Raw genomic sequence first — 26076 nt, 5'->3', positions numbered from 1 at the left:
TCGGCCTAGCGCGCCAGGCTGCCGGCCTTGCTCAGGTCCGGCCGGCGTGCCGCGATCTCCTGCCAGACCGCGCGGGCGTCATCGAGCATCTGGCGGTTTTGCAGCAGGCTGGCGTACAGCACCCACTCGTCGATCGGCGCGCCCGCGCCGGGCCGCAACGCCACCAGGCTGGCGTGCTCGGCCTCGCTGGCCACCTGGAACTGGGCCGTCGCCTGGCGCGCCTCGCCGTCCACCGCCGAGGTGTAGGCCACGCTCCAGCGGTAGCTCTGGCCATACGCCAGCGGCGCGGCCGGCGGCGGCTCCCATGCCGAGGCGTCGGTCTTGAACTGCGCCACCACGGCGCCGTCGGCACGCTCCAGCGTGAAGGTGTAGGAGGTGGCCTCGTTGGCCTCCCAGCGGAATTGCGGACGGGTGTTCAGCGCCAGCGTGCCGTTCTTCGGCCCCAGCAGCGTGACGTCCAGCATGATGGCCCGCATCTTGAACGCCGCCGGCCCGGTGTTGGGGCTCAGCGCCGCCAGCACCACCTTCTCGGCCAGCGACTTGGTCGCCAGCGCCGTGCCGCTCAGCACGCGGATCGCGCCGGGATCGACCTCGGCCAGCACCGGGCCGGTCAGCTGGTAGATCAGCTTGGCGCCGTAGTGCGACACCGAGGCCCTGGCGCCGGCGTCCAGCCGCAACTGCTCGCCCGGCTTGACGTAGTTCAGCAACTGCAATTTGCTGTGCTGGGTGTTGCGCACGAGCTCGCCGTTGCCCTGCACGTCGAGCACCATGCCGACCACCTCCTCGGCGGCCCTGGCGGGCGCGCCGGCCAGGGCGCAGGCGGCGGCCAGTAACACTACACGGATCAACCACATCATTCTCTCCCCGGCTCACGCCTTATTTATAGCTGCGCGTCTCGAACAGATAATCGCCGCCGGCCGTGTGGCCGGCCGACACCGCCGCGCCGTACTGCGGCACCTGCGGATAGGCCTCGGTCACGCCGGCCTTGGTGGCGTTGAACACCGTATTGCCGGTGTCGTAGCGGGTGACCCGCTTCATCGCGTTCATCAGGCTCCAGGCGAAGATCGAATGGCCTTCGACGCCGTCGTCGGCCACCGGTTCCTCGCCGCCCGACGACATCACCACCACCGAGCGGCGCCCCAGGATTTGGCCTGCGTCGGCGCCGGCGTCGACCTTTTGCCCCTCGGCGAAGGTGCCCGAGTAGCAGCTGTCCGACACCAGCATCACCTGCCGCGCCGGCACGCTGGCCAGCAGCTTCGAGACGTCGCTGGTCGAGATCCATTTGGCCGGGCTGCTGCCGCTGCCGTCCGACGGAATCCAGTAGCCCTGCTTGCCGCTCTTGGCGTTGCCGGTCATGTAGCCGTGGCCGGCGTAGTACACCGTCAGGCTGTCCTTGGGCCCCAGTTCGCGCGACATCGCGCCGATGCCGTTGACGATGTCGGCCCGCGTGGCGTCGCGCAGCACGTGCACCTCGTAGCCCATCTTCTCGGCCATCAGCGTGGCCACCGCCTCGGCGTCCGGCACCGCCGAATCGAGCGTCGGGATGCGCGCGTCCTGGTAGCGGTTGATGCCGATCACCACCGCCACCTTGCGCTCGATCTGCGGCAGGAAGGCCGCGCTGGGCAGGCGCAGCGCCGGACGCGCCGGCATCGCCTGCAACTGCGCCTGCTGCGCCTGGCCGGGCACGCACAGGCCGCCGGCGCCGGGGCCGCACGGCGGCAGGTCGGCCGCGTGGGCGTTCTGCTCGAGGATCTTCAGCGCCTCCTTGAACACCACGGTCTTGTGCTCGTGGCGCAGCACCGACAGCTCGGCCAATTGCTCGGCGCTCATCGCCGCCGTCGCCGTGGCGGCGAAGGCCTTGAGCGCCTTGGCGCGGCGCGCCTCGTCGCGCTTGGCCACCACCAGGGCCGCCGCGTCCGCCTTGGCCTGCCTGGCCTTGGCCTCCTCGGCCTTGGCCGCCGCCGCCACCTTCTGCGCCTCGGCCTTCCTGGTCTGGACGGCCAGCTGGCGGTCCGCCGCCGCCTTGCCGCCGACCGCCGCCTTGACCAGCTCGGGCTTGCCGCTGGCCTCGGCGCGCTGCACCTGCGCCTCCTCCTTGCGGCTGCGCGCGGTGGCCGCCTGCGCCAGCGATTCCTCGCGCTTGGCGCGCGCCTCGAGCACGCTGGCCTGGGCCTGGCTGCGCCGCGCGTCGGCCTGGTCCCTGGCCTGGGCCGCGGCCAGCCGCAGGTCGTCGGCCTGTTCCTGGCGCACCCGGCTCTCGGCCGTCTTCTGCGTCGCCTCGACCCGCTTGTCGCCGGCCAGCCGCTCGGCCGCCGCGCGCTGCTGCGGCGACTTCGCCTCGCGCGCCTGCGCCAGCGCCTCGCTGCGCGCGGCGTCGGCGATCTTGGCCTCGGCCGCGGCGGTGCGCGCGCGCGCGTCCACCCCGAGCGCCTCGGCGGCGGCGCTCTTGGCGCCGGCCTCGCTTTGTTTCGCCCCGGCCTCAGCCTTCTTGGCGTTGGCGTCGGCCACCTTGGCTTCGAAGCCGGCCCGGCGCGCATCGGCGTCGGCCTTCTTCGCCTGCGCCAGCACCTTCAGCACCGGCGTCGCCGCGCCCAGCACCTCGGCTTCGGCCTTGCGCGCGTCGCTGTCGGCCTGCTTGCCGTCGGCCTCGGCGCGCTTGGCCAGCGCCTCGGCGCGCTTGGCCTGGGCCTCGACCTTGGCCGCCTCGGCGCTGGCCTGCCTGGCCTCGCCGGCGTCCTTCTTGGCGGCCAGCTCGGCCTTGCGGGCGCCGGCCAGGTCGGCCTTGGCGGCGCCGCTCGCTTCGCGCGCCTCGCGCTTCAGTTCCTGGGTCGACTTCTTGTCGTCGGCGGCCTGCGCCACCTCCTTCTCGCGCGTCGCCTCGCGCTTGCCGCCGAAGCCGACCTTGGCGCCGGCCACGCCGGCGGCCGGCCCGTCCTCGGCCTTGGCTGGCGCAGCGGCCGACGCCGGCGCCGGCGCCGCCGTCGCATCGGCCACCGCCAGCTTGACGTCGTAGGTCACCGGCGCCGCCGCCGTGGCGGCGCCCGGCAGCGTGCTGCCACTGGTGCCGCCGCTACTGCCGGTGCTGGCGCACATGGCCGGGTTGTTGGTGCAGGTCGACTGGACCGCCGCGTCGGCCACGCGCAGGTCGACCACCGGGCTGCCTTGGGGCAGCAGGAAGCGGAACGCCGCCGCGTTGGCGCTGTCGTACACGGCCGGGCTCCAGCTGTAGCCGTGGGCGTTGATCAGCTCATAGCTCAGGGTGCTGCTGCCGGACGGGTCCAGCGCGGCGGCCGCGTTCTTGCCCAGCGCGACGATCCAGTTGCCGTTCGGCGTGACCAGGCCGCCGCTGCGCACCGTGTAGGCGTCGCTGGCGTAGATCTCGGCCTGCAGGTTCTTCGCGCCCAGCACGGTCCAGTCGACCTGGCCGCCGGCCGCCGGCGCGTTCGGGTTGTAGTTCGGCAGCAGCGTCGCGTTCGGCTCCGAGCCGGTGGCGTTGATGGTGCCGTTCAGCTCGACCGTCTTGCCGCTGGCGGCAAAGGTCGACGTGTTCAGGCTGCCGTCGCCGCCGAGGTCGACCAGCACGCCGCCCTGCGCCCTGTTCGGCAGCAGATTGGTGGTGTGCGCGGCGATCGAGGCCGACGCGGCGCCGGCGATCAGGCGCGTGGCGCCGCCGACCGCCACCGTCACAGTGCTGTTGACGCCGGTCGCGTGGATCAGCGCGTCGCCGCTGGCGCCGCTGCCGCCGGTCAGGTTCAGGTTGCCGCCGACGTTCAGCGTCAAATTGCCGTCCGGGTTGATCGCCGCCACCGCGCCCTGGTCGCGCGAGAACGCCGTGGCCGGATCGGCCGGCGTCAACAGGGTCACGCCGCTGGCGCCGCCCGTCATAGTCAGGTCGCCGGTGACGTTGACCAGCGCCGCGCCGCGGCCGCTGCCCAGCAGCGCGCCGCCGTGGGTGGCGGGCGTGCCGCCGCCGTCGAGCGTGATCGATTTGGCGTTGATGGTCTTCAGCCCGCCGCCCTGCCCCTTCTCGTGCTGCGAGGCCGAGGCCAGCGCCGCGACGTTGGTCATCATCGCGCCGTCGGCGGTGTTGTAGTAGCCGCCGCTGCCGCCGGTCAGCGTGATGGTCGGGTAGTTGGCCGCGCCGCCCGAGCTGGTGACGGTCTGGCGGTTGCCATTGCTCAGATCGGCGAGGATGACGGCGCTGTTGTCCGAGCCATTTTTGCCGCCCACCAGATCCAGCGTGCCGCCGGCAACAAAGTCCAGGATCTGGTCGCCGCCGCCGAAAGCATAGATGGCCGCCTGATTGTTGCTGGTGCGGCAGCCGGGGCAGTAACCGGCCGCGGGATCGCCGTCCAGCAGGCCGTCGCCGTTGCCGGCACGCAGCCTGACCGTGCCGCCGCCGTTGATGACGAATTTCTGCGCGCCCGTGCCGGTCTGGTAGATGACGGCCTTGTTGTCCGCACTACCGCTGCCGCCGCCGCCGGCCAGCGTCAATTCCGAGCCGGCGCCGGTCAGATTGAAAGTTTGCGTGCCCGATTGCGCATAGATCGTCACGTTACGGCCGCTGCCATCGGCGCCGGCCACCATGTTGAGGCGATGCGCGCTGATAGTCTGCGCGCCGTTCGTGATCCCCTCGGCAGGCACCTCCTGGATAAAGGCATTGCTCTGATCCGCCGTCCCGGCGCGCATGCTCAGGGTGTCGCTGACGGTGATGGTCTGCACGATGCCGCTGCTGATGCCGGAACTGGAACCGGTCGAACCGCCGCCGGCGATACTGAGGTTGGTGGCCGTGATGGTTTGCTTGCCGCTCCCAAACAGGCGGGCCCAGTTGTTGCCGTCGGCGGCGTTCGCGCTGGCGTCGCCGCCCACCAGGCTCAAGTTGTCAGCCTTGATGTTCTGGTCCGATACCGTGACGCCATCGGACAGCCCCAGCGCATGGATGCGCGCGTGATTGCCCGAGCCGCCAGCCCCCCCGGTCAATTTCAGCGCGGTGGCCGTGACGTTCTGCGTGCCGCCGTTCGCATTGATGGTGATTTGCGCGACATTCTGGCTGCCGCCGGCGCCGCCGGTCAGGCTCAGGCTGGACGCGACGACCTCCTGCACCAATCCGCCCTGCGCGGCATCGTTGGACAGATTTAAATGCGCGCGGTTGCCGGTGCCGGCTGCGCCGCCGTTGAGGGCAATGACATCGGCGTGGATGGTCTGGTTGCCGCTGCTGCTGACGTTGGCGCTATCGTTGCTGCTGCCCGAGCCGCCGTTCAGCGTCAGGCTACCGGCGGTGATGGTTTGCGCCGCCCCGGCGTTGACAAACGCCACCTGGTTCGCGCCGGTTCCGCCGGTCACGGTCATCGCGCCGCTCACGCTGATGTTCTGGTCCCGGTCGGTGCTGACGCCGGCGCCGTTGGTGCCGTTGAAACCACCGTGGATGCGCAGCGTGGCGGCTGTGACGGTCTGATGCGCGTTGCCGCCGATCATGGCGTTGCTGTCCAGGACCCCGCCGCCGGTGATATCGATCGCGCCGCCGGTGATGACCTGGGTCGCCGCCACGGTGTTGGTGTCGTCGAAGGACCACAGGTGGGCCCAGTTGCCGCTGACGCCGGCGCCGCCCTTGATGGTCAAGGTGTTGGCGCTCACGCGCTGGGTGACGCCGGCGCCGGTCGCATGCAGGCCGGCGAAGTTTGCCGTGCCGACGCCGCCCTGCATGACGAGGCTGTCGGCGCTGATCGCCTGGGTGTGGCCGGCGCCCTTGTTCAGGCTGAGGTTGGCATGGTTGTGGTCGCCGCCGCTGCCGCCGCTGATGGTCAGCGTCTTGACGGCCACGGTCTGGTTGCCGTCGCTGCTGACATCGACGCCGCCGCCGCTGCCGGTCGCGCTGCCGGTCAGCGACAGCGACGCGGCCGTGATGCTTTGATTGCCGCCGACATTCATCGATGCGTTGCCGCCGCTGCCGCCCTGCAAGACGATGGCGTTGGTCACGTTCAGCACCTGGTCGTGGCTGGTGTTGATGGTCGCGCCGAGATTGGCGGCGCCGCCGCCCTGCAGCAGCACGCTGTCGGCCGTGACCGTCTGCGTGCCGTTGCCGCTGATCGAGGCATTGTTGTTGACGCCGCTGCTGCCGCCCGTCACGACCAGCGTCTTGACGGCGATCGCCTGATCGCTGCTGCTGCTCACGTCGGCGCCGTTGTTGCCGCCGGAGCCGCCGCCAGTCACGACCAGCGCGTTCCCACTGACATGTTGCTTGCCGCCGGCGTTGATCGATGCGGCGTTGTATGCGGCCGCGTCGGTGGAGCTGCCGCCGGCGACGGCGATGGTCTGGTTGGCGCTGACGGTCTGGTCCAGGCTGGTCGTCATGCGCGCGCCCGCGCCACTGCCGGCGCCCGAACGCAGCGTGATGTTGTCGGCGGCGATGGTCTGCGCCGCCTTGCCGCCGATGTAAGCCTCGCTGAACGTGCCGCCGCCGCCGGTCAGGGTGATGTTGCTGGCGTTGATGATCTGAACCTGCGGAACCACGTCGGCCGCATCCCACGCATTGATAAAGGCGCGGTTCTGGTTGCCCGTGCTGCCGCTGCCGCCCTTCAGCACCAGATCCCCGGTGGTGATTTTCTGCACCACGCCGGTGCCGGTCGCGGTCAGCATGGCAGTGTTGCTGACGCCGTCCAGCCCGCCCTGCAAGGTGATGCTGTTGGCGCTGATGGTCTGGGTCAGACTCAGCGGCGGCGTAACGACATTGTTATCGCGGTACAGCCCGATTTCTGCAGAGTTGTTCGCGCCTGCGCTGCCACCGATGAGCGTGATGCTGTCGGCTTTGACCGACTGGCTGCCGAAGGTGTAGATATTGGCCGCCGTCCTGCCGAGACCGCTGCCGCCGTTCACTTTGATCGCGCCGGTGACGTTGATGCTCTGGCCGCCGGGGCCGTCGCCGATGAAGGCGTGCGAGGCCCCGTAGTTCGGCACGGCGACGGTGGTGCTGCCGGCGTTGAGGGTGATCGAGTCGGCGTTGATGACCTGGCTGCCGGCCGAATCGAGCGAGGCGTTGTTGCCGCGCGTATCGTCGGTCACGCCGCTGACGCCGCCGTTGACGGTAATCGCGCCGGCCGTGATTTTTTGCGTGGCCGACGCCTGCGCCGAAGCGCCGTCGGCGCGGATCTGCGCGGTATTGCCGGCGCCGCCGGTGCCGGCGTTCAGCGTCAGGCTGACGCCGGCGCCTATCGTCTGGCTGACATTGAGCCCGCTGGCGTTGATCGACGCGCCGTTGAACAGGCCCGCGTTGCCGCTGGTCAGCGTGATCCGGTCGGCGTTCACCGTCTGCTTGCCGCCCGCGCTCGATGGCAGCCAGATGGTCGCACCGCCGCTGCCGCCGCCGAGCAGATTGATATCGTCGGCCTGCACGGTCTGATTGACTCCGGCGATCAGACCGGCGCCGACGTTGCTCACGCTGGCAGTATTGCTGCCCTGCAGATTGATTTGACCGGCATGGATCGTCTGACTGCCCTGCGTGGTGATTTGCGCCGCGCCGGCCGCCGCCGTCAGGTCCAGATGGCCGGTGGTGGTGACCGACTGCGTGCCCGAGGCCAGCCCCATGTTCAGGGAGGCCGGACCGGCGCCGTCGACGCTGCCGATACGGATATTGCCGCCCGTGCTGACCAGGGTCTGGCTGGCGTTCGACGCCAGCACGCCGCCGATGACGATGCTGCCGGTCAGGCTGGCGCCGGCGCTGTCGACCCGGCTGGTGCTGCCGTAGGCGCCCGAGGCATCCAGCTTGAGGCCCACCACGCCGGTGTCGATGTTGGCGTTGCGGCCGATTTCAATGTAGGGCGCCTGCACCGTCAGGGTCAGGCCGGACGGTATCGACGGGCTGACCGTGGCATTGCCGCCGCTGGGCAGGAAGGTGACGAAGTCGCTGGCCGCCAGCGTGCCGTTGCTGGCCACCAGCAGATTGCCCAGCGAATTGAAATCGGTGGCGCCGGCCGCCGCCGGGCCGCTGCACTCGCCGGCGCTGCTGGTGTAGAAGCAGAACACCGCCGGATCGAGCAGCCAGTTGCCGGTGCGCCCATGCGGCGCCAGCGTGTCGACATAGCCCTTGGCCTGCAGCGTGTGGCCGGAGGTCTCGACCTGGCCGCCGTCGCCGCCCAGCGCGCCGCCGCGCGCGGTGATGCTGCCGGCAAAGCTGGTGAGGTCGCGCGACCACAGCACCACCTTGCCGCCGTCGCCGCTCTGCCCCGCGCTGGCGGCGATGCGCGCGCCGGCCGCCATGTCGACCCGGCTGGCGTTTTGCACTGCCGCGTTCTTGCCCTGGTAGTCGCCGCCGACCAGCACCGTGCCGCCGCCCAGGCTGCCGCTGGCGTCGACGCGCGCGCCGTCGCCCAGGCTGACCGTGTCGCCCAGCAGCTGCACGCTGCCGCCGGCGCCGTCGCGGTTGACCGCGCTCACCGTGCCCGCCACGCTGGTGGCGCCGCTGGCCTTGAGCACGATGCGTCCCTGGGCGTCGCGCGCGCTGCTGTCGGCCCGCGCCACGCCCTGCAGGTCGATCAGCGCGCCGTAGATGTCGATGCGCCCGCCGGCCGCGTTCAGCTCGCCCAGGTTGAGCGCCTTGCCGCCGGTGTCCAGGGTCACCGACAGGTTGGGCGCGCCGCTGTCGGCCAGGCTGACGCGCTGGCCGGCCGCCAGCAGGATCTGCCCGCCCGGCGCGCGGATCACGCCGCCGTTGCCGACGTCGCCGCCGACCAGGTAGACGCTGCCGCCCAGCGGCGTGGTGATGGCGCCGAAGTTGTGGACGCCGCCGGCGCCGCCGGCGAAGTTGTATTTGCCGGCCAGGAAGTCGGCGTCCGACAGCCGCAGGCTGGAGGCGACCAGGCCGGCCACGTCCACCGTCGCGTTGGCGCCGAACAGCACGCCGTTGGGATTGACCAGCAGCACCCGACCGTTCGACTGCAGGGCGCCGAGGATCTGGCTGGGATCGACGCCGGTCACGCGGTTGAGCACGGTCGACTGGGCGTTCTGCTGCAGGAAGCGCAGCAGCTCGCCGTTGGCCACGTTGAACTGGCGCCAGTCGATGATGGTGTTGGGCGTGTTGGTGACGGTGAAGACGTTGCCGTTGACGGCGAAGCTGGCCGTGCCGGCGCGCACCGTCGGGTCGACCGGGCCGCCCAGCGCCGGCGGCGCCAGGGTCAGCACCGTCAGCAGGACGGCGCCGGCCTGCACGCAGGGATGGGGAAACAGCGTACGGGTCAGGAATGCGAGGCGCAACATAGCGGAATCTCCGGCAAGGTTTAACGCAAGGTGTGACGCTTTAGAACGCGTACTGGAATGCCACGTGGACGAAGCCCTGGTTGCTCTGGCGCGGGGCGTTCGCGCCCGGCGCCGTCGCCACCTGGGCCGCGCCGGCGTCGCAGCGCAGGCTGACGTCCTTGTCGAAGCTGTAGCGCAGGCCGACGCCGACGCTGGCCAGGTGGCCGCTGGCGATCGGCGAGGCGTCGCTGTTGCGGACCCAGCCGGCGTCGTAGAACAGCAGCGCGCGCAGGGCGTGGCGCTCGCCCAGGTGCAGCCGGGGCGCCAGCTCCGGCGTGTACAGTTCCAGGTTGGCCGAGGCGCCGCGGTCGCCGGCCGCGGTGCGCTCGTCGTAGCCGCGCACCGAGGCCGCGCCGCCCACGCCGAACTGCTCGCTCGGGATCAGCGCGTCGCCGCTGTATTGGGCGTTGAGGGTCGCGCGCCACTGCCACTGGCCCAGCGGCTGGGCGAAGTAGGCGCTGGCGCGCCAGGCCTGCCAGCTGCGCGGATGGGTGCCGTAGCGTTCCCGCTGGCCGTGGCGGCCGCCCGGCAGGTTGTGGAAGTAGCCGATGCTGCCGCCGGCCTGGTAGCCCGGCGTGGCCTGCTGGCCCAGATAGCTGACGCTGAGCGGCACGTCGGTGATGGTGCCGCAGGCGGCCAGCTCGATGCCGGCGATGCTGCAGTTGTTGTTGAAGTCCTTGTAGTCGATGCCGTAGACCAGCTTGTGGCGGTACTCGCCGCGGCTCGCCAGCGCCTGGTTCAGCCGCGCGCCGGCGTACACGCCCTTGCCCGAAAAGAACAGCGGACCGGCCGGCGACACCGCGTTGCTCTTGCTGTCGGAATAGGCCGCCACCAGGTCCAGCGACAGGCCCTGCCGGTAGAACGGGATGCGGTAGCCGGCCGTCACGCTGGCGGCCTTGTCGGGCTGCTGCACGCTGGTCATCAGCTGCACGCTGAGCACATGGTCGCGCCCGAACAGATTGGCGTGCTGGTAGCCCAGGCCGATGCGTTCGCGCCCGGTGGCCGCCGCGCCGGCATTGTCCAGCGTCACGCTGACCTTGCCGACGCGGTCCTCGGCCACGTCGATGCGCGCATCGACCTCGGTGGCGCTGGCGCCGGCCGAGAAGTTGACCGCCAGCTGCCGGGCTGGATTGTCGTTGGCCAGCAGCACGGCGGCGACGATGGCGTCGGTATTGGGGGCTTCGCCCTCGCGCAGCGGCGGCAGGCTGGCGCGCACATTGGCCTCGCTGTAGACCTTGTTGCCGCGGACCTCGACCCGGGCCAGCTTGCCCTCGCTCACGCGCAGCACCACGGTGCCGGCGCCGAGGGTCTGCTCGGGCGCGTAGACCTGGACGATGGGATAGCCGGCGGCGACATAGGCCGCCTTGACGGCCGCGACGGCGCGCCCGACGTCGTCCATGCCGCGCTGCTTGCCGGCGAACGGCGCCACCAGCGCCTGCAGGCGCTCGGCGCCCAGCAGGCTGGCGCCTTCGAAGCGGAAACCGCTGATCTCGAACGGCGCAGCGTCGGCCGCGGACGCGGACGCGGACAACAATACCAGCAGCGGCAGCAAGCCGGCTGTCATGCACTTCTTCATGAGTTCTCCCAAGCACCGGCGCAGCGGCGCGTTGCTTCAAACAACAATCTGAAAGACTATCGCGACGGCAATATTGGTATTTACTTATGGAAATTAAGTTTCATTTCGATAACTATATCGCAGGGTAGCACTATTCATCGCGCATGGGAAAGCTGGCGCGATCTTTTGTCGCTTTAGCATCACAGTCGTGGAAGCGGGCTTATTTCAAGCCGAAAAAGCGCCGTATGCTGGACCGGTAGTTGGCTTGCCGGACCGGCCCGGGGCCGGCGTGGTCGTTGCGGATGGCGCTCAGCACCTCGTTGCGGTCGCTGAGCACATGGGCGAACTCGTCGGCAAGCTCGGGACGCTGGTGCAGGATGGTTTCGAAATTTTGCTTGTCCAGCCGATAGCACAGCACATCGGTCCTGGCGGTGACGGTGGCGCCGCGCGGCGCGCCGGTCAGCAGGCCGATTTCGCCGAACACGTCGCCGGCCTGCAGCGTGGCGCAATGGATGCGCTCCTGCCCTTCGGCCTCGAACCAGACGTCGGCCTCGCCGCCCACCAGCAGATACAGCCAATGCGCCACCGCGCCCTGGCGGGTGATGATGTCGTCCTGGACGAAGGGCGTGTGGCGCAGCGCCTTGGCGAGCTTGGCCAGTTCGTCTTCGGTCAGGCCGGAAAACAGCGCGACCTTGGCCAGCGCCTGCTTGCGCACGTCCATCTCCGCCGCCAGCCGGACGCTCGAGCGCCGCTCCGAATCAGAGTTCAGGCGGATGTCCATGCAGGGATGGGCGAGCGACAGGCTCTGCCGCTGCAGGGCGCTGTAGAAATGGATGCGCACGGCCGAATCGGTGCTGTCGTCGTGGCCGGGATGGGTGAGCCAGTAGCGCACCGCATACTGGATCAAGCCTTCGCGGTAATCGATGACGATGCATTCGGGCGGCCGGGTCGACGAGATGTGTTCGATATGGGTCTGGCGCAGCGCCGTCTGGACGGTGGCGATCACTTGCTGCGGCGGCACGCCGTTCTCGATCCAGAAGTTCACCCAGCGCCGGAACTCCGGCTTGCTCTCGCGGCTGTACACGTCCACCTTCGATTTCATCAGCACGCTGTTGGGAATGACGATCAGGCTGCCGTTGTTGGTCTGCACCGCCGTGTGGCGCCAATGCACTTCCACCACCTTGCCGCGCACGTCGTCGATCTTGATCCAGTCGCCGATGCGCACCGAGTTGTCCAGTTGCAGCGCGAGGCCGCCCAGGATATTGCCCAGCGTTTCCTGCATCGAAAAAGCCACCACGCCGGTGATGACCGCCGACGTGGTGACCAGGCCGCTCAGGTCCAGGCCGGCCACGCGCAGCCACACCAGGCCCCAGACGATGTAGGTGATCACCAGCAGGATGTCTTCCATGATGCGCGGCGGGTGCATGCGCAGCGCCGGCAGCAGCACGCGGAACGCGGTCAGGCCAAGGATGCGTATCAGCAACAGCCCAAAGCCCAGCATGGAGGCGCTCTCGAGCAGGCCGGCGGCCTGGCGCTGGTCCATGTCGATCATCAGCTTGCTGGACAGGCTGAGCATCAGGCACAGGCCGCCGAACAGCAGATGGTGGCGGAACATGTGCGGGCTGTCGGGATCGGAGCGGGTCAGCAGCAGCTGCATCGCGCTGCAGACGAGGACGGCGGCAACCAGGCCGGCGTGCCATGGATTGATCCACGGGCCATCTATCGTCAGCATCCCGGCTCCCCATTCGTTGCTACCTTGCATGTATTGTGGACCGATCGCCACCCGGGCGCAACGTGCACCGTTACAAAAATTTGTGCGTTGCTGTTGCCTAATGGAACTAGATTGACGCTACAATGAACCCCTGTGCATCCGCATGCAACGCCTCCCCTTTTTCCAGATTAAGCCCAGCCATGTCCCAAGAGAGAACACCCCTGCACGAAGTCGCCACCTACAGCAAGGACACGCCGGTCGGCTGCCCCGACGTCAACGGCCGCGCCGCCGTGTTCGTGCCGACCGCGCTGTTTGACGTGAACGGTTCCACCACCATCCGCAAAGGCGCCGGCATCGTCGGCTACGGCAACCCGGATGGCTCGCTGACCGTCTACTTCGAAGCCAACCGCTTCGACGAGAGCAGCCTGCACAAGTGGGAAAACAAGGCCCGCAAGGCCTACGACCGCATGGTCGCCGGCGCGCCGACCGTGTCCAAGGCCAAGATGGACCCGAAGATGGTCGAGCAGATCGGCTACATCGACGGCAGCGGCATCCAGCTCAAGCAGCCGGAGCAATTGCAACACTGGCTGCAAGTGTCGAACGCGCTGGACACCGCGCCGACCGACGCCTTCATCGTCTGGAAGACCAAGTAAAAAGTTAGCATAAAGATAGAGACGGGCAGTAGTCCTACAAAACGTCGGACATTCGGCTGATGTCCATCCTACAACTCCCGGGGTATTCTGGACTTACCGTAAGTCCAACCCATCCTGGGAGTTTGTCATGGCACGCTATCTCCATATCGCCTTCGGCGCGTTGTTGCTCAGCCTGGCCTGCGCATCGACCTATGTGTTGTGCTCGGAAAACGCCTTGCAAGACCAGACCATCTCGCTCTACCAGCTGCGCTGAGTCCTCACTCGCGCAAGCCCAGCATATTCACCAGGCGGTTCAAGTCCCCTTCTTCCCGGATAATCTCGGCCATCAGTTCCGGCAGCGGCATGCGTCCCCAGTTGACGGCGCGCCGCAGCAGGTAGGGCGTCGGACTGTGCGGCTCCACCAGGCTCAGATAATCGGCGATCGCCCCCAGCGCTGCATAGGCCTCGTCGCGGTTCTTCCAGCCTGACAGGGCCACCGCCGGCGGCGCCAGGCCCGCCGCCATGCCGACCACTTCCTCGCCGCCCTGCGGCTGTTCCGGCGTCGTCATTTCTTCTTCCTTTTGCTCGGGGACCAGTTGTTGCAGCACGCGCTCCAGCGCCACCAGCGTCCCCTTCAGTTTAGACAGATTCGGCGCCTGCGCGCCCAGTTGCAGGTCGACAAACACCAGCATGGTTTCCAGGCAGTTCAGGCAGCGATGCACCACCTGCTGGCGGATCGCCAGCTCGCGCCCCAGCCGCTGATGGGCGTAAGCGATCACTTCGATGCGGGTCAGCGGCGCCTCGCCGTCGGCGTTGGCCTGTGTCTCGCCTGGATGGCCGGCCAGTTCGCGCGCCGTCATGCGCTCCCAGTCGACCAGGCTCTGCGCCGGCGGCTTGCGGCCGTTGATTTTCAGGATGGGCACGTGCACCCGCACCGTCGTCGCCAGCGATTCGTTGAGCCACTCCAGCGGCGCGATGCGGGCGTCGGCGTCGCCGTCCTGGATGGCCGGATGCAGGCTGTCCCAGAACTGCCGCAGCAGCCGGTCCACCAGGCTCAGGCCGCGATACAGGCCGTCGATGCCGTACTGCCGGGTCCACGCCTCCAGCAGCCAGGCGGCGATCTGCAAATCCTTGGAGCGGCTGCCCAGCATGGTCTTGCAGCGCGCCTCGATCAGCGGCCAGTCGGCCTTCTTCAGCGGCCGCTCCCACTGCCCCATCGGCAGGCTGGGGTCGTCCTCCTCGCGCGCCAGCCGGATCTCGGTAAAGATCGGATCGTAGCGCAGCGGCGGACCGCTGGGCTGGTCGGCGGCTATGGGCTTGAGCAACTGTTCCAGCTCCTCCTGGTGTTCCTTGCTCATCAGGGAGAGCGGTATCGGCAGGCTGGGTGCGTTCATGGGGGCGGTCGGGGTCTCGATACTGGGTGGTCGGTCGTCGGCAATCAAGTGGCGCGCCTTGTCGACCAGGTTGAGCAGATTGTCTTTGATGGTCGCCATGCGCGGTTCCGCCTACGGTAGCATCTTGCCGAGCTGGTGCGCAAAAAACTTGGCCGCCAGCGGCGACGTCAGCTTGTGCAAGTCCACCACCGTGGCGCCGGTCGGCACGTATATCTTCTCCGACAGCGCCAGCAGCCGCCCGGTATCGAAGCCGTCGTCGATCTCGTGCATGGCGATCAGCACATGGTCGGAGCCGTTGTCCAGCAGCGCCTGGAAGGGATTGGGCCCGGCGTAGTGCGACGGCCAGCCGTCGTCGATGCAGGGATGCAGGTTGTAGAAGCCCAGCCTGGGCCACTCGAACAGGCGGGCGTCGATGCGCTGGCCGAAGGTGGCGGCGATGCACAGGTCCGGCTGCCACTGGTCGCGGTACATCTGCCAGAACTCGTCCGCCTTGACGCGCCCCTTGTACGGCACGATGCCGTGCGACAGCGCCAGCCGCTCCACCATCACCTCCTCGGCCGGCGTGTGCGGATAGGCCCACACCCGGCGCCCGCGGCTGACGTGGTCCGAGCCGACGTCGTCGGTGGCCACGCCGACCACCCGCACCCGCTGCGCCAGCGGCCCCTTGAGCAGTTCGCTCAGCACGTGGAAGCCGCGATGGAAGCTGCCGAACATGGCGATACGCACGAGAGGTGGAGGCAAGGATGACATGGCAAAACCTCGGTAAACCCGGCCTACCAGGCCGGCGCCTTGACGGGGAACACCGGCGGCCACACCAGCGGCGCGCGCTTGCCGGCCGCGCTCACGGTCAGCCGCACATACACCTTGGCGCGGCTGTCGCGGGTGGCGATGCGGCCGTCGCCGACCGCGCTGATCGGGAATTCGAACTTGAGCAGCTGCGAGCGCGCGCCCGACGCCGGCGCCGCTTCGGCCTCGCGGTAGGCCGACACCAGGCTGAACAGCGCCCACGGATCGTCGAAGCGGTAGCTGACGGTGCGCTCGTCGACCGCCATGCCGGGATGGCCGGCCTCGGCCTTGGGCAACACCGGCCCGTCCTGCGCCAGCCGCAAGGTCAGCACCACCGGCAGCCCCGGCTCCCAGCGCAGCGGCCGCGGCGCGTCGCGCTGGTGCACGGTCTGGCCGCCGATGGTCAGCGACCAGTCGATGATCTTGTTGCCTTCGCTTTCGACGGCGCTGTTGGCGCGGAATTCCGCCATCACGTCCAGGCCGGCGGCCTGGCCCTCCTCGGCCGGGTACAGCGGCGCCAGGAATTCGCGCACCTTCTGCATCTGGTCGTCGACCTTGCGCACCGTGCTGGCCGGCGACGGCCGCGTGGCGTCGCGGTCCGACGCCAGCGCCAGCACATGGGCCTGGTCGAACAGCTTGAGCACCGTCCCCACTTCCTCGACATCGGCCGGCACCCGCTCGCCTGCGGCGCCCTTGCCGCCGGTGTCGGCCGTCAGCGCGCGGAACGGCGCGCGGCTGGCCAGGCTGGCGTTGAAGGCGTCGGCGAAGCGGGTCCAGGTGTCCTGGTAGCGGGTCTGGGTCAGGTCGCGGCAGCGCATGTACAGCCCCATCTGCAAACCCTGCATGCGCTCGGAGAACAGGTCGCCGGCGCGGCGCTGGGCCGCGCGCGCCGACAGCTTGTCGAGGCAGTTGTCGATGCTCAGGTCGGCCGCGCCGGACAGGATGAACTGCTCCAGCGTGGTCAGGCTGCTGCTCGGGCTCTTCAGCTTGTAGCGGCCCAGGTCGGCCACCGTGGCCTGCCAGCGCAGCACCGACGGATGATTGGCGGCGGCGCCGCCCAGTTGCAGCAGCAGCGCTTCCGCGCTCTTGCCGGCGGCTTCGATGAAGCCGATCTGCTGCCCCACGTAAGCGTGCAGCCCGCCCACGTCCGAGGCGCCGAAGGCGTCCACCAGCGGCCCCTTGGCGCCGTTCCAGGAACGGAAGGCGCGGTCGCGCGGCGTGAACAGGTCGGCGCGGGTCAGCGTATCGTCCAGCTGCTGCAGGCGGCTCAGCGCATCCTGCGTCAGCACCGCCGACAGATGCTCGGCCACGCCGGCGCCGCCGTTCTCCTGCAGCCAGGCGCGCACCCGCAAGGCCTTCGCATGGTCGGCCTCGTTGACCGGGGCCGGCGTGTCGCGCGCCGAGACCAGGTAGGCCTGCGCCAGGATGTCGCGCGCGGAATCGGCCAGCGCGGCATCGGCCAGGCGCCCGGCCGGCCCCTGCAGCATGACCGGGAACTTCGGCAGGAAGTCGGTCTGCACCCGCTTGCGCACGTCCGCCAGCGCCAGCACCTGGTCCAGCCGCGCGCCGTCCCAGCTGACGGTGGAACCGGCCACCATTTCCGGCAGGCGGCCGGCGTGGCTGGACTTCATGAACGGCAGCGACAGCAGGCCATTGAGCGCGTCCAGCAGCGCCCGGCGGTCGGGCGCGAAGGCCCACGAGGACTTGGCGTCCAGCCATTCCAGTCCCGAGCTCAGCCCCTGCGCATGGCGCTCATCGGCCATCGGCGCATCCCACTGCGCGCTGAACCAGCGGAAGCCGTCCTCGGTCTGGCTGCGCGCATTGTCGGCCGCGTCCTTGCCCAGCAGCGCAACGCTTTCGACCTGCTGCAGCAGGTGCGCCCAGGCCGGGCCGAGGTCGAGTTTTTCGCCGCGCATCCAGCCGCCGGTGCCCGTCAGCAGATAGGCTTCCTGCGCGTGCAGCGCGTCGCGCAGCGCCAGCCAGGGAGCGACATTGACCTCGGCTTTCGGGTCGCCCTGGTACAGCGCGGCCAGGCTGTCGTTGACGCTCTGTTCGGCCTTGAGCAGACCGTTGTTGAGGAACAGCCGGTTGGACAGGGCCTTGACCCCCAGCCCGAACGAACAGACCGCCGCTTCCTGCATCGGCTCGATCGCCAGCGTCGGCTTGGTCTTGGCCACCGTGCTGAACAGCGCGGCGGTGCGGGTCAGGTTGCCGTTCATCTCGCGGTTGAACAACACGTTCACCACCTGCGCCAGATCCTCGCCCGAGGGCGCTTCGGCGCCGGGCGACTTGAGCCGCATCATCGCCTGCACCGCCAGCTCGAGCTGGGTAATCCCCTCCACATACGTGCTCAGCGCGGCGTATTCCTGCGTGCTGGTCACGTCCAGCCCCCCGGCCACGCCGGACTGCTTCATGCCCTTGGGCGCGGCGCACAGCCGGCCGATGATCAGGGTGCCCGAACTGGCGTCGAGCGGCTTGCCGGTCAGTTCGCTGACGCGGGCGTAGGCCGCGCGCAGCAGCGGGTCGAAGGCGGTTTCGGCGAAGCTCTTTTCCATGCGCCGCTGCACCTGGTCCTGCAAGTCGTTGAACCACGGCCACGAGCCCGGCATGAAGGGCGACCACAGGCGGGCATTGGAGATCTGCTCGATGCTGGTCAGCGCCTCCAGCGCGCGCTGCTGGCTGCGCTGCGCATCGACCACATGGTTGTTTTTCACCAGCTGGCTCATCCTGGTGTCGTGGTTCAGCGCCTGCAGATTCGTCACCACCTCGGCGCCCAGCCCGTGCAGGCGCAGCGTGGAAAACACCAGCCCCAGCACCCACACCACCGGCAGCGCCACGGCGCACCAGCGCGCCACGCGGTTCATCGCCGGACGGCGCATGCGGTGCACCGACGAGGAGCGCACCAGCCCGGCCTCGGCAAAGATCTTGCGTTCGAAAATATCGCGCAGGAAGGCCGGCACCGCGCTGTCCCGTCCCGCCCGGTACGCGGGCGCGGGCGCGCCCGCGGCCAGCGACGGCTCGGCCCAGTCGGGCAAGGCGGCAGTGGCTGCCGCCGCCGGCTCGACCGCCATGAAGCCGTCGTTGTCGGCCGGCGCCGGCGCATGGCCCTCGCCCAGCAGCGCGGCCTCGTCGCTGCAATCGCCGGTCAGGTAGATGCCGCGCAGCAGGAACGGCTCGTGGTAGGCGCTGGGCCGCATCAGTTCTTCGGCGAACATTTTCAGGCCGGCGCGCAGGCGCTCGACCTGGTTGGGCAGCAGGAAGTATTCGCTGCTGTCCGAGTCCGACGGCTCCAGCGCGCACAGCTCGGCGCAGCTGTCGGACAGCGTGCGGCCGATCTCGTTCATCGCGGTGTCGATCCACTGCGCCTGGAACGGCGCGACCAGCTCGTGCGGCGACGACCAGCCCAGCATCGAACGGCGCAGCGGTTCCGGCAAGGCGGCCGCGAAGCGGGCGAAGCCGGGGATGGTTTCGCAATCGCTGATCGCCAGGTAGATCGGGAAGCGCAGCGCCAGCCGGTTCTGCGCCAGCCACAGGCGGCGGTGGATGGCCTTGGCGCGCGCGGCCAGGTCCAGCTGGCCGGCGCCCTCGACGTCGAGCAGCGCGCTGGCCGGCAGCGCCAGCACGATGGAATCGAACGGCCGGTCCGGACGGTAGTTGCGGCACAGGCCGAGGAAATCGTCCCAGGTGGTGTTGGCCATGGCGCTGGCGTCGGCGGCGTCGGCGTCGGGCGTGCCCAGCGAGTCCGAGTGCAGCTGCACCGCGATGCCCTGGTCGAAGAAGTTCCAGTTGATGCCCTGGGCGCCGGCGGTCAGCGTGCTGTCCGCGCTGAGCGCGCTTTGCAGGCCCGATTGCGGCAGCGGCAGGTCGCGCCCGGCGGCGCCCTCGTTGAGCACCAGCGTCCACGCCAGGTTGTAGCGTTCCGCGCGGGCCGCGATATTGTTTTCGATCAGCTCCACCGCCACGCGGAACGATTGCTTGAGCGAGTCGGCGCTGATCTGGCGCGGCTTCTGGTCGGCCGGCTTGTCGGCTTTTTCCGCGCCCTTCATCGCCGCCCAGATGACGATGGCGAACAGCAGCATGACGAGCAGCGTCAGCACCAGCAAGGTGGCTATGGCCGTGTTATCAGACAAGAAGTTCAACACTATGTGCTCATCCCGTAAGGTTGGTTCACACGGTTGCCGACAGCGCGGCGCGCACCGGCCACGATTGCCACAACCACAGCAGTTCAGACAGTCCCAGCAGGATTAGCAGCGCCAGCACGAACATCAATCCGCTGCGATTGAACTTGGGCAGGCGCCGCGCCGCCAGGTGCGACAGCGTGCTGGCGTACGCCTGCTCGGACAGCGTGCGGTCGCGCCCCTGCAGGTCGGCCGGCCGCAGGTACACGAACTGGAACAGCTCGCGCCGGTACTCGGCGATCTTGTCCTGCTTCTGGCCGCGGTACCGGCCCTGGAAGCCCAGCGACAGCAAATACAGGTACAGCCGGCCGACGTTGCGGCGCGACGCCTCGCGCTCGCGCAGCAGCTGGTCGAGGTCGTCGAACACGCGCTCGCCGGCAAAGCTGGACTTGAACAGCGTGGTCTCGATCAGCACGTGGCGCCAGTGGTTGCGCCCGGCCCATTCGGTGTTCAGCAGCACCTCGTCGGCCAGCGCCGCCTTCAGGAAGCGGCCCTGCGCCTCGGCCTCCATGCCGGCCTTGCCGACGATGCGGCGCGCCTCCAGCGACTGCAGCTCGATCAGCTGGCACAGCTGGCGGCTGAGCGCCTCGGCGGCCGACCTGGCCTCGCCCTCGCCCACCCGGGTGGCCGCCTGCGCCGAGCGCGACAGCACATCGTAGAAGTCGCGGAACTGCACCGAGGCCAGGTCCACGCCCTCGCTGGCGGCGCCGTTCCAGGCCGGCGCCGCGCTGTTGCCATGACTGGCGCTGCTTGCATTATTCGATAGCATGCTCACGGCATCATCCCTTTATGAACAACACCACTTCCTGCGGGCGCTGCGCCAGCAGGCTTTCATTGGCGTTGCTGATCAACAAAGCCTGACCGGCCACGATGAATTCGTCCGACACCTCGACGCTGAACAGGGTGTAGCCGGCGCTGGCGCGCAAGCCCAGCTCGGGCGCGGCGTCGATGCGGGTGCGCGGCGCGCCCAGCACGCGGCGGTCGGTCAGCGAGGTCCACACCGTCTGCGAGCCGACCACCGCGCCGGCCATCCATTGGGTGGCCTCGCGGTCCGGCTGGCCGCGCAGGCCGATCACCAGCCGCGCGCCGAGCCACTCCGCCTGCATCGCCAGCGCGAACGCCTGGCCGTCGTAGTTGAACACGCAGGTCTTCCATTCCTGGCTGACCTCGCCCACCAGGTCGCTCAGCGCGCTCAGCACGGCGTCGAAGGCCGGGCCGCTGTCGGCGTGGTCGTAGGCCGGCGGCATGATGGGCACGGCGCCGGGACGCAAGGTCGCCAGCGGCCCCAGCTGCGCGCACAGCGCCAGATACAGCGCCAGCGGATGCACGACCGGGGCGCGCAGCAAGGCTTCCAGCAGCGGCAGGTTCAGGATCAAACTCGACAACCTGGCCTTCTGCTCCAGCATGTTGATGCGGTCCTCGGTGCGCGACGACGGCTGCGCGGTCTGGCGCGCCAGGAACACCGCCTTGTTGCGCATGTGCGTGGCCAGCTGCTGCGCGCGCTGCAGCACGCCCGACGTGGCCGGCAGGTCCAGCAGCGCCGGCAGATAGGCGCCGCGGTGCACGATCTCGTTGCCCTTGTTGACCGTCATCAGCCGCAGCGCGGTGTAGGCGGCCGACGGCACCGGCCCGGCCGCCAGCGCCAGGTTGACCGCCATGCGCGGCACGTCGGCCGGCAGCGCCTGCGATACCTCGTCCTCCACGGTCGGGCTCTCGACGCCGCGGAACATGGCCGGCTGGCCCGGCTGGCGCAGCGAACGCGTGTTGCCCACCACCAGGTACACCGACAAGTCCTGCTGCGCCATCGCCTCCGCCCACGGCGCCAGGTCCAGCTCCAGCGGCAGACCCTGCGCCAGCGCGCTGTCGTAGGTCACGGCCATGCCGTTGGGCAGGATCGCCTGCAGCTGCTGGATGCGCAGCAGGCCGGTGGTGAGCAGCGCCTCGTCGATGACGAGCTCGCGCACGCCCCAGCCGTAGGGATTGGTCGCCATCGACTGCCAGGCCAGCAGCGCGTCGAGGCGCGCGCCCTCCTGCTGGAAGTGCTGTGGCGTCAGCAACATGCCTTCGTGCCACTGGATGCGATGTGAAAGTTGAGGTACGGTCATTGAGCGGCTTCCATAAACTTACTGTGCCGCGCCGGACTTGGGCTCGGTCGCCACAAAGCCCTGCGCGTTGAGTTGCACCACATATCCCGAGGCGTTCAGCAGCAGGCGGGCGCGGTGCTCGCCGGCGTTGGCGTAGCCGGCGAACACCAGCGCGGCCCAGGCTTTCTGGTCGCCCCACTTTTTATCGTTCAACTTGATCGTTTGCGCCGGCACCAGCTCGTAGGGGTAGACCGTCAGCGCTTCCGGAAAGGTGCGCTGCAATTCCGCGCGCGAGGCGAACCATTTCGCGGCCGGCATGGCCAGCAGCGAGTCGAGGACGGCCTGGTCCTTGACCAGCACCACATCCACCGCCACCGCGCTGTTGTTGTTGGCATCGTCGGCGGCGCGCAGGGTCAGCGTCTTCCAGCCGGGCGAGGCCATGCTGGGGCCGAACAGCGCGCGCGTGGCGCCGCAGCCCGCAAGCAGGCTTAGCAACACAGCGAGCAGCACAAACAGCAACATGCCACGGCGGGGAATCGAGGTCATCTTCAGTTGCATAAGTCAGTCTTCAAAAGGCCTTGCGCAGGCCATAGCCCACGCCGGCGCAAAACACTGTGAACAGAGCAATCAACAACAGGAACAACACGGACAGCGCTTGCTTGCGGGTGAAGACGAGCTTCAGCGTGGACGGATGCCACACTTCGGAATCTTGCTCATTATTAATATACAGACCATCCGCCACCAAGGCAATCAGAGCCGATGATATAAGAAAGGAAAGTAAATTCCTTGGTCCCTCGCACAACACTTCGACTAGCATAAACACCGGCAACACGGCCTCCAGCGGCAGGCCCAGCGAGGCCATCACGAAGCCGCCGAGCAGCACCGACTTCACGCCTGCTATCCCCACCGACCACAGCGCGGCGGCCCAGGACAGCGCGCAGATCAAGGCGATCTCGCTGGCCGTCAACGCATGGTGGTACAGGTTGGAAATGAAGATCGCCAGCACCGCGAAGAACATCGCCTCGCCGGCCTTGATGAACACCGGCGCGATCGGCGAGACCAGCTCCACCATGCCGCGGCTGAAGCCCAGCCGCACGCTCATGCCCTGGATGAAGCCCGGCACCGCCGCCACCGCCACCGGCGAGAACAGGCAGACGGTGATCGGTTCGCGCAGCGCCATCAGCACCAGCCACGGCGACTTCTTCAGCTTCCAGCAGATGACGGCGATGGCCGCCGCGCACACCGCGAAGGCGGCGGCAAAGAAGGTCGCCAGGAAGCTGCCCAGCAAGACGATGGCCTCGACCCCGGCGCTGGCGGTGGCGGCCGCCGCCAGCACGAAGGCGGCCGCCGGCAGCAGGGTGTTGAAGCGGTTCACCAGCGATTCCAGCGCGCGGTACATGCCCTCGAAAATGCCGCTGAGCTGGGCCGAGCGCTGCGGGTCCTGCACCGACACCGCGGCGCCGAAGCACAGCACGCCGATCAGCACCGACGGCAGCGAGCCGTAGGCCAGCACGCCGAAGAAATTGTCCGGCACCAGCGCGCCGATGTCCCACGGTTCGGCCACGCCGTCGTCGCCGCGCAAGCTCATGCTGAACTGCGATTCCGAGCGCAGCGCCAGCCTGCCCAGCGCCGCCGTCTGCGCCGCCGACATGCCGGAGCCGGCGCCGCCCAGGCTGGCCGCCAGCACCCCCACCACCGCGCACAGCAGCATGGCCAGCAGCGCCATGGCGGCCAGCCGCGCCAGCCGCGCGCCGGAACCCGGCTCCGCCGGCAGCCGCTGCAAGCCGAAGTAGACCGCCAGGATCACGAACGGCAGCGCCGCCATCTGGATCAGCGACAGGTACAGCAGCGACAGCGCCGCCAGCAGCGCCGCGCTGCCGGGGAACAGCGTGCCGATCCAGCCGCCCAGCAGCATCGCCCCCAGCAGCGTGGCCGGGTGCTGGAAGATATCCCTGATCTGGAACATGGCGGGTTTGGCGAGGGTCTGCATGGCCGGGCCTAGAGCTTGACGGGTTTGGCGCAGATGGCGGCCACGGCGGCGCAGCTGCCGATCACCGTGACCGCCGTGCGCGCCATGGCGCAGATCGGATCGACCGCGATCAGCAGGATGAAGGCGGCCTCGAACGGCAAGGTCAGGTAGCCGCAGATGGTGCCCACCAGCGACACCGTGACCACGCCCGCCATGCCGGCCGAGGCAAAGCCGGACAGCACCGACACCAGCACCAGCACGCCCAGGTCCAGCGGCGACATGGCGCGGCCGTACAGCGCGGCGATGAACAGGGTGCTGCAGACGAAATACGCGACCGCCCCGACCCGCAGCAGCGAGATGCTGAGCGGCACCAGCAGCTCGACCCGCGCGCGCGCGAACTGCAGCTGCTCGACCAGGCCGCTGACCATGGCCGGCATGCAGGTGGCGCTGTTGTTGGTGGCCACGCCGAGCGCGAACGGTTCGCGCATGGCCGCCAGCACGGCGCCGTAGGGCACGCCGGCGCGGCGGCTGATCAGCGCCATCGCCAGCGCCATCAGCAGGCCCGACACCAGCAGGAACAGGATCACGAAGCCGGCCATCGCCGCGATCGGCTGCAGGCCGGTCTGCGCCACCTGGCTGGCGGCCATGCACACCAGCACGAACGGGATCGGCAGGTTGACCCAGCGCGTCAAGGTCTGGCAGGCGTGGTAGATGGTCTCCAGCGCCTGGTGCAGGCCGCCCGAGATGCGGCTCGGCACCTGGCCGGCGGCAAAGCCGAACAGCAGCGCGAACACCAGCGCCTTGAGCGTCTCGCCATTGGCCAGCGAGGCGAAGATGTTTTGCGGGATCAGCGACTGCAGCACGTCCTTCAGGTCGGTATGGTGCGGCGGCGCCTCCTCGGCGCGCAGCGCCATCTCGGTATTGCTGCTCTCGCCGTCGGCGCTGATGATCTTGCCCAGCGCGGCGCGCGTCTCGGCCGGCAGGTTGCCGCCCGGCCGCACCAGCAGCGAACCCACCGTCGCCAGCACCGCCACGATCAGCGAGAAGCTGATGAACACCACCACCACCCGCTTGAAGATGCGCGCCGCGCCGCCGTCGCGGTACAGGTTCTGCAGGCTGAAGATCACGGCCGAGATCATGAACGGCAGCACGATCATCTTCAGCAGGTCGACATACACCACGCCCACCGCGCCCAGGTGGCGCGACAGCGACGGCGCGGACCAGCCCAGCAGGGCGCCGGACAGCACGCAGCCGATCACCGTCCACGGGTTCAGGGCCCAGTACTGGAAACGCTGCATGCCGGTCGGAGCGTCCACGTGGTTTCCTTATTTGATGGCTTTGAGCACGCTGCTGGCGGTGGGCTTTTCGGCCCGCTGCGCGATCAGCTCGTTGACGAAGGACAGCAGGGTCAGGTCGCGGATGCCGACCATGATGCTGAGCGGCGACTCCAGGTCGTTGAAGGTGACGGTGCGCAGGGTCAGCGCCAGGCTGGGGTCGTTGTTCACGATCTGCATCACCTCCAGCTCGTCGCGGTAGGCCGCCACCACCTCGCCCTTCTTGGCGGCGTTGACGGCGTCGGTCCAGCTGGGGTAGCTGACCAGCTTGGCCTTGGGGAAGTTGCGGCGGCCAAATTCTTCCCACGACGAATTGGCGATCACGCCGATGGCGCCGGTGAAGTGGCGGATCACCTCCGGCAGCGGCCGGTCGCCGGCCATCTCGGCAAAGCGCACGCGGTTGATCAGCAGCGCGTGGCCGAGCCGCATATAGGCGACCGAAAAATGCACCGACTGCCCGCGCTTGAGCGTGCGCGCCAGGCGGCTGATGCCGAGGTCGGCCTGGCCGACGGCCACCGCATCGGCCACGCCGTCGAAAGTCTTGGGGCTGCGGTCGAAGCGCACCGGCACGCCCAGCTCCTTGCCGATCAGCCTGGCGAGATCGACGTCGGTGCCGGCCAGCTCGCCGTTCTTGACCGAGAAGAAAGGCGGATTGTCGGCCGCCAGCATGGCGACCACCAGTTCGCCGCGCGTGACGATGCGGGCGATTTCCGGCGCCAGCAGGCGGCCGTCGGCCACCTTGACCAGCGGCGAACGGTCGGCCTGGGCGGCCGCGGACGACGCGGCCGCGCGCGCTTTCTGCGCACCCTGCGCCCACGCGCCGCCGCACAGGCACAGCGCGGCCAGCAGCAAGCCGAGATGGCGCAGGCGCTTCATTGCGCGGCCTTTTGCGCGGCGTTCACGCGTTCGGTCACGGGCGCGGCGGCCGCGGCGGCGTCGCCGGTGATCTTGCCCTTCAGCTGTTGGCGGGCGCGGTTGGCCGCGTTGTCGGCCACGGCCGGCGCGGGACGCGCGGCCATGCTCGTTCCGACCTGGTAGCCCAGGGCAAACAACAGCACCAGCATCGCCACGCCGGAGAAGATGGCCAGCGCGATCAGGCGGGGAGTGAGGCTGAATCGGTATTCCATGGTGGCGGTCGCGGTGAG

Annotated in this window: 16 protein-coding genes; 2 read left to right on the top strand and 14 right to left on the bottom strand. The window is 69.1% G+C overall.

What is annotated here, in order from left to right; genetic code table 11:
* Positions 1-5: 5 nt before the first annotated feature.
* The 4 genes from RUGAMON1_RS06445 to RUGAMON1_RS06430 form a co-directional block, all read right to left on the bottom strand.
* Positions 6-857: a hypothetical protein gene (locus tag RUGAMON1_RS06445; RefSeq protein ID WP_445229712.1), complete on the bottom strand. Its 852-nt coding sequence runs from the start codon at positions 855-857 to the stop codon at positions 6-8.
* A 19-nt stretch (positions 858-876) separates the two neighbouring features.
* A complete protein-coding gene (locus RUGAMON1_RS06440) occupies positions 877-9249 on the bottom strand; it encodes a two-partner secretion domain-containing protein (protein ID WP_445229711.1) in 8373 nt (2790 codons plus the stop codon).
* A 40-nt stretch (positions 9250-9289) separates the two neighbouring features.
* Positions 9290-10864 (bottom strand): ShlB/FhaC/HecB family hemolysin secretion/activation protein, encoded by a 1575-nt coding sequence (locus RUGAMON1_RS06435; RefSeq protein WP_445229710.1) that lies wholly within the window; start codon positions 10862-10864, stop codon positions 9290-9292.
* 199 nt (positions 10865-11063) lie between these two features.
* Positions 11064-12575 (bottom strand): cyclic nucleotide-binding domain-containing protein, encoded by a 1512-nt coding sequence (locus tag RUGAMON1_RS06430; protein ID WP_445229709.1) that lies wholly within the window; start codon positions 12573-12575, stop codon positions 11064-11066.
* A 179-nt stretch (positions 12576-12754) separates the two neighbouring features.
* On the opposite strand from RUGAMON1_RS06430, the gene RUGAMON1_RS06425 reads away from it, so the two are divergent.
* The gene (locus RUGAMON1_RS06425) at positions 12755-13207 is read left to right on the top strand and encodes a hypothetical protein (RefSeq protein WP_445229708.1); all 453 of its coding nucleotides are present in this window, start codon (positions 12755-12757) and stop codon (positions 13205-13207) included.
* Positions 13208-13334: 127 nt separating this feature from the next.
* On the top strand, positions 13335-13460 hold the full coding sequence (locus tag RUGAMON1_RS06420; protein ID WP_020705285.1) for a hypothetical protein: 126 nt from the start codon (positions 13335-13337) through the stop codon (positions 13458-13460).
* Positions 13461-13464: 4 nt separating this feature from the next.
* On the opposite strand, the gene tssA is transcribed toward RUGAMON1_RS06420, so the two are convergent.
* The 10 genes from tssA to RUGAMON1_RS06370 are packed head-to-tail and all read right to left on the bottom strand — an operon-like array spanning position 13465 to position 26058.
* A complete protein-coding gene (tssA, locus tag RUGAMON1_RS06415) occupies positions 13465-14679 on the bottom strand; it encodes a type VI secretion system protein TssA (RefSeq protein WP_445229707.1) in 1215 nt (404 codons plus the stop codon).
* 12 nt (positions 14680-14691) lie between these two features.
* On the bottom strand, positions 14692-15330 hold the full coding sequence (locus RUGAMON1_RS06410; protein ID WP_445229706.1) for a formyltransferase family protein: 639 nt from the start codon (positions 15328-15330) through the stop codon (positions 14692-14694).
* 23 nt (positions 15331-15353) lie between these two features.
* Positions 15354-19496 (bottom strand): type VI secretion system protein, encoded by a 4143-nt coding sequence (locus RUGAMON1_RS06405; protein ID WP_445229705.1) that lies wholly within the window; start codon positions 19494-19496, stop codon positions 15354-15356.
* A gap of 37 nt (positions 19497-19533) precedes the next feature.
* Positions 19534-20313, bottom strand: a complete 780-nt coding sequence (locus RUGAMON1_RS06400) for a DotU family type IV/VI secretion system protein (RefSeq protein ID WP_445229704.1) — start codon at positions 20311-20313, stop codon at positions 19534-19536.
* A 10-nt stretch (positions 20314-20323) separates the two neighbouring features.
* On the bottom strand, positions 20324-21649 hold the full coding sequence (tssK, locus tag RUGAMON1_RS06395) for a type VI secretion system baseplate subunit TssK (protein WP_445229703.1): 1326 nt from the start codon (positions 21647-21649) through the stop codon (positions 20324-20326).
* Positions 21650-21667: 18 nt separating this feature from the next.
* On the bottom strand, positions 21668-22186 hold the full coding sequence (locus tag RUGAMON1_RS06390) for a hypothetical protein (protein ID WP_445229702.1): 519 nt from the start codon (positions 22184-22186) through the stop codon (positions 21668-21670).
* Between the two features lie 10 nt (positions 22187-22196).
* Positions 22197-23618 carry a cation:dicarboxylate symporter family transporter gene (locus RUGAMON1_RS06385; protein WP_445229701.1) on the bottom strand — a complete coding sequence of 474 codons (1422 nt, stop codon included), beginning with the start codon at positions 23616-23618 and terminating at the stop codon, positions 22197-22199.
* Positions 23619-23626: 8 nt separating this feature from the next.
* On the bottom strand, positions 23627-24913 hold the full coding sequence (locus tag RUGAMON1_RS06380; RefSeq protein ID WP_445229700.1) for a dicarboxylate/amino acid:cation symporter: 1287 nt from the start codon (positions 24911-24913) through the stop codon (positions 23627-23629).
* Positions 24914-24922: 9 nt separating this feature from the next.
* Positions 24923-25807 (bottom strand): substrate-binding periplasmic protein, encoded by an 885-nt coding sequence (locus RUGAMON1_RS06375; RefSeq protein ID WP_445229699.1) that lies wholly within the window; start codon positions 25805-25807, stop codon positions 24923-24925.
* Positions 25804-26058 (bottom strand): hypothetical protein, encoded by a 255-nt coding sequence (locus tag RUGAMON1_RS06370; RefSeq protein ID WP_445229698.1) that lies wholly within the window; start codon positions 26056-26058, stop codon positions 25804-25806. The genes RUGAMON1_RS06375 and RUGAMON1_RS06370 overlap by 4 nt, the downstream gene beginning before the upstream one ends.
* Positions 26059-26076: the final 18 nt, after the last annotated feature.

Source organism: Duganella rhizosphaerae (genome assembly GCF_040364205.1).
GTDB lineage: Bacteria > Pseudomonadota > Gammaproteobacteria > Burkholderiales > Burkholderiaceae_D > Rugamonas > Rugamonas rhizosphaerae.
The sequence above is the reverse complement of the archived record's forward strand: the minus strand, read 5'-3'. Positions and strand labels throughout refer to the sequence as shown.

What these genes read in the sequence shown, in the direction of transcription:
- RUGAMON1_RS06440 (WP_445229711.1), bottom strand. Translation starts at nt 9,249, where the DNA reads ATGTTGCGCCTCGCATTCCTGACCCGTACGCTGTTTCCCCATCCCTGC.
- RUGAMON1_RS06430 (WP_445229709.1), bottom strand. Translation starts at nt 12,575, where the DNA reads ATGCTGACGATAGATGGCCCGTGGATCAATCCATGGCACGCCGGCCTG.
- RUGAMON1_RS06410 (WP_445229706.1), bottom strand. Translation starts at nt 15,330, where the DNA reads ATGTCATCCTTGCCTCCACCTCTCGTGCGTATCGCCATGTTCGGCAGC.
- tssA (WP_445229707.1), bottom strand. Translation starts at nt 14,679, where the DNA reads ATGGCGACCATCAAAGACAATCTGCTCAACCTGGTCGACAAGGCGCGC.
- RUGAMON1_RS06435 (WP_445229710.1), bottom strand. Translation starts at nt 10,864, where the DNA reads ATGAAGAAGTGCATGACAGCCGGCTTGCTGCCGCTGCTGGTATTGTTG.
- RUGAMON1_RS06390 (WP_445229702.1), bottom strand. Translation starts at nt 22,186, where the DNA reads ATGCAACTGAAGATGACCTCGATTCCCCGCCGTGGCATGTTGCTGTTT.
- RUGAMON1_RS06385 (WP_445229701.1), bottom strand. Translation starts at nt 23,618, where the DNA reads ATGCAGACCCTCGCCAAACCCGCCATGTTCCAGATCAGGGATATCTTC.
- RUGAMON1_RS06445 (WP_445229712.1), bottom strand. Translation starts at nt 857, where the DNA reads ATGATGTGGTTGATCCGTGTAGTGTTACTGGCCGCCGCCTGCGCCCTG.
- RUGAMON1_RS06420 (WP_020705285.1), top strand. Translation starts at nt 13,335, where the DNA reads ATGGCACGCTATCTCCATATCGCCTTCGGCGCGTTGTTGCTCAGCCTG.
- tssK (WP_445229703.1), bottom strand. Translation starts at nt 21,649, where the DNA reads ATGACCGTACCTCAACTTTCACATCGCATCCAGTGGCACGAAGGCATG.
- RUGAMON1_RS06375 (WP_445229699.1), bottom strand. Translation starts at nt 25,807, where the DNA reads ATGAAGCGCCTGCGCCATCTCGGCTTGCTGCTGGCCGCGCTGTGCCTG.
- RUGAMON1_RS06425 (WP_445229708.1), top strand. Translation starts at nt 12,755, where the DNA reads ATGTCCCAAGAGAGAACACCCCTGCACGAAGTCGCCACCTACAGCAAG.
- RUGAMON1_RS06370 (WP_445229698.1), bottom strand. Translation starts at nt 26,058, where the DNA reads ATGGAATACCGATTCAGCCTCACTCCCCGCCTGATCGCGCTGGCCATC.
- RUGAMON1_RS06400 (WP_445229704.1), bottom strand. Translation starts at nt 20,313, where the DNA reads ATGCTATCGAATAATGCAAGCAGCGCCAGTCATGGCAACAGCGCGGCG.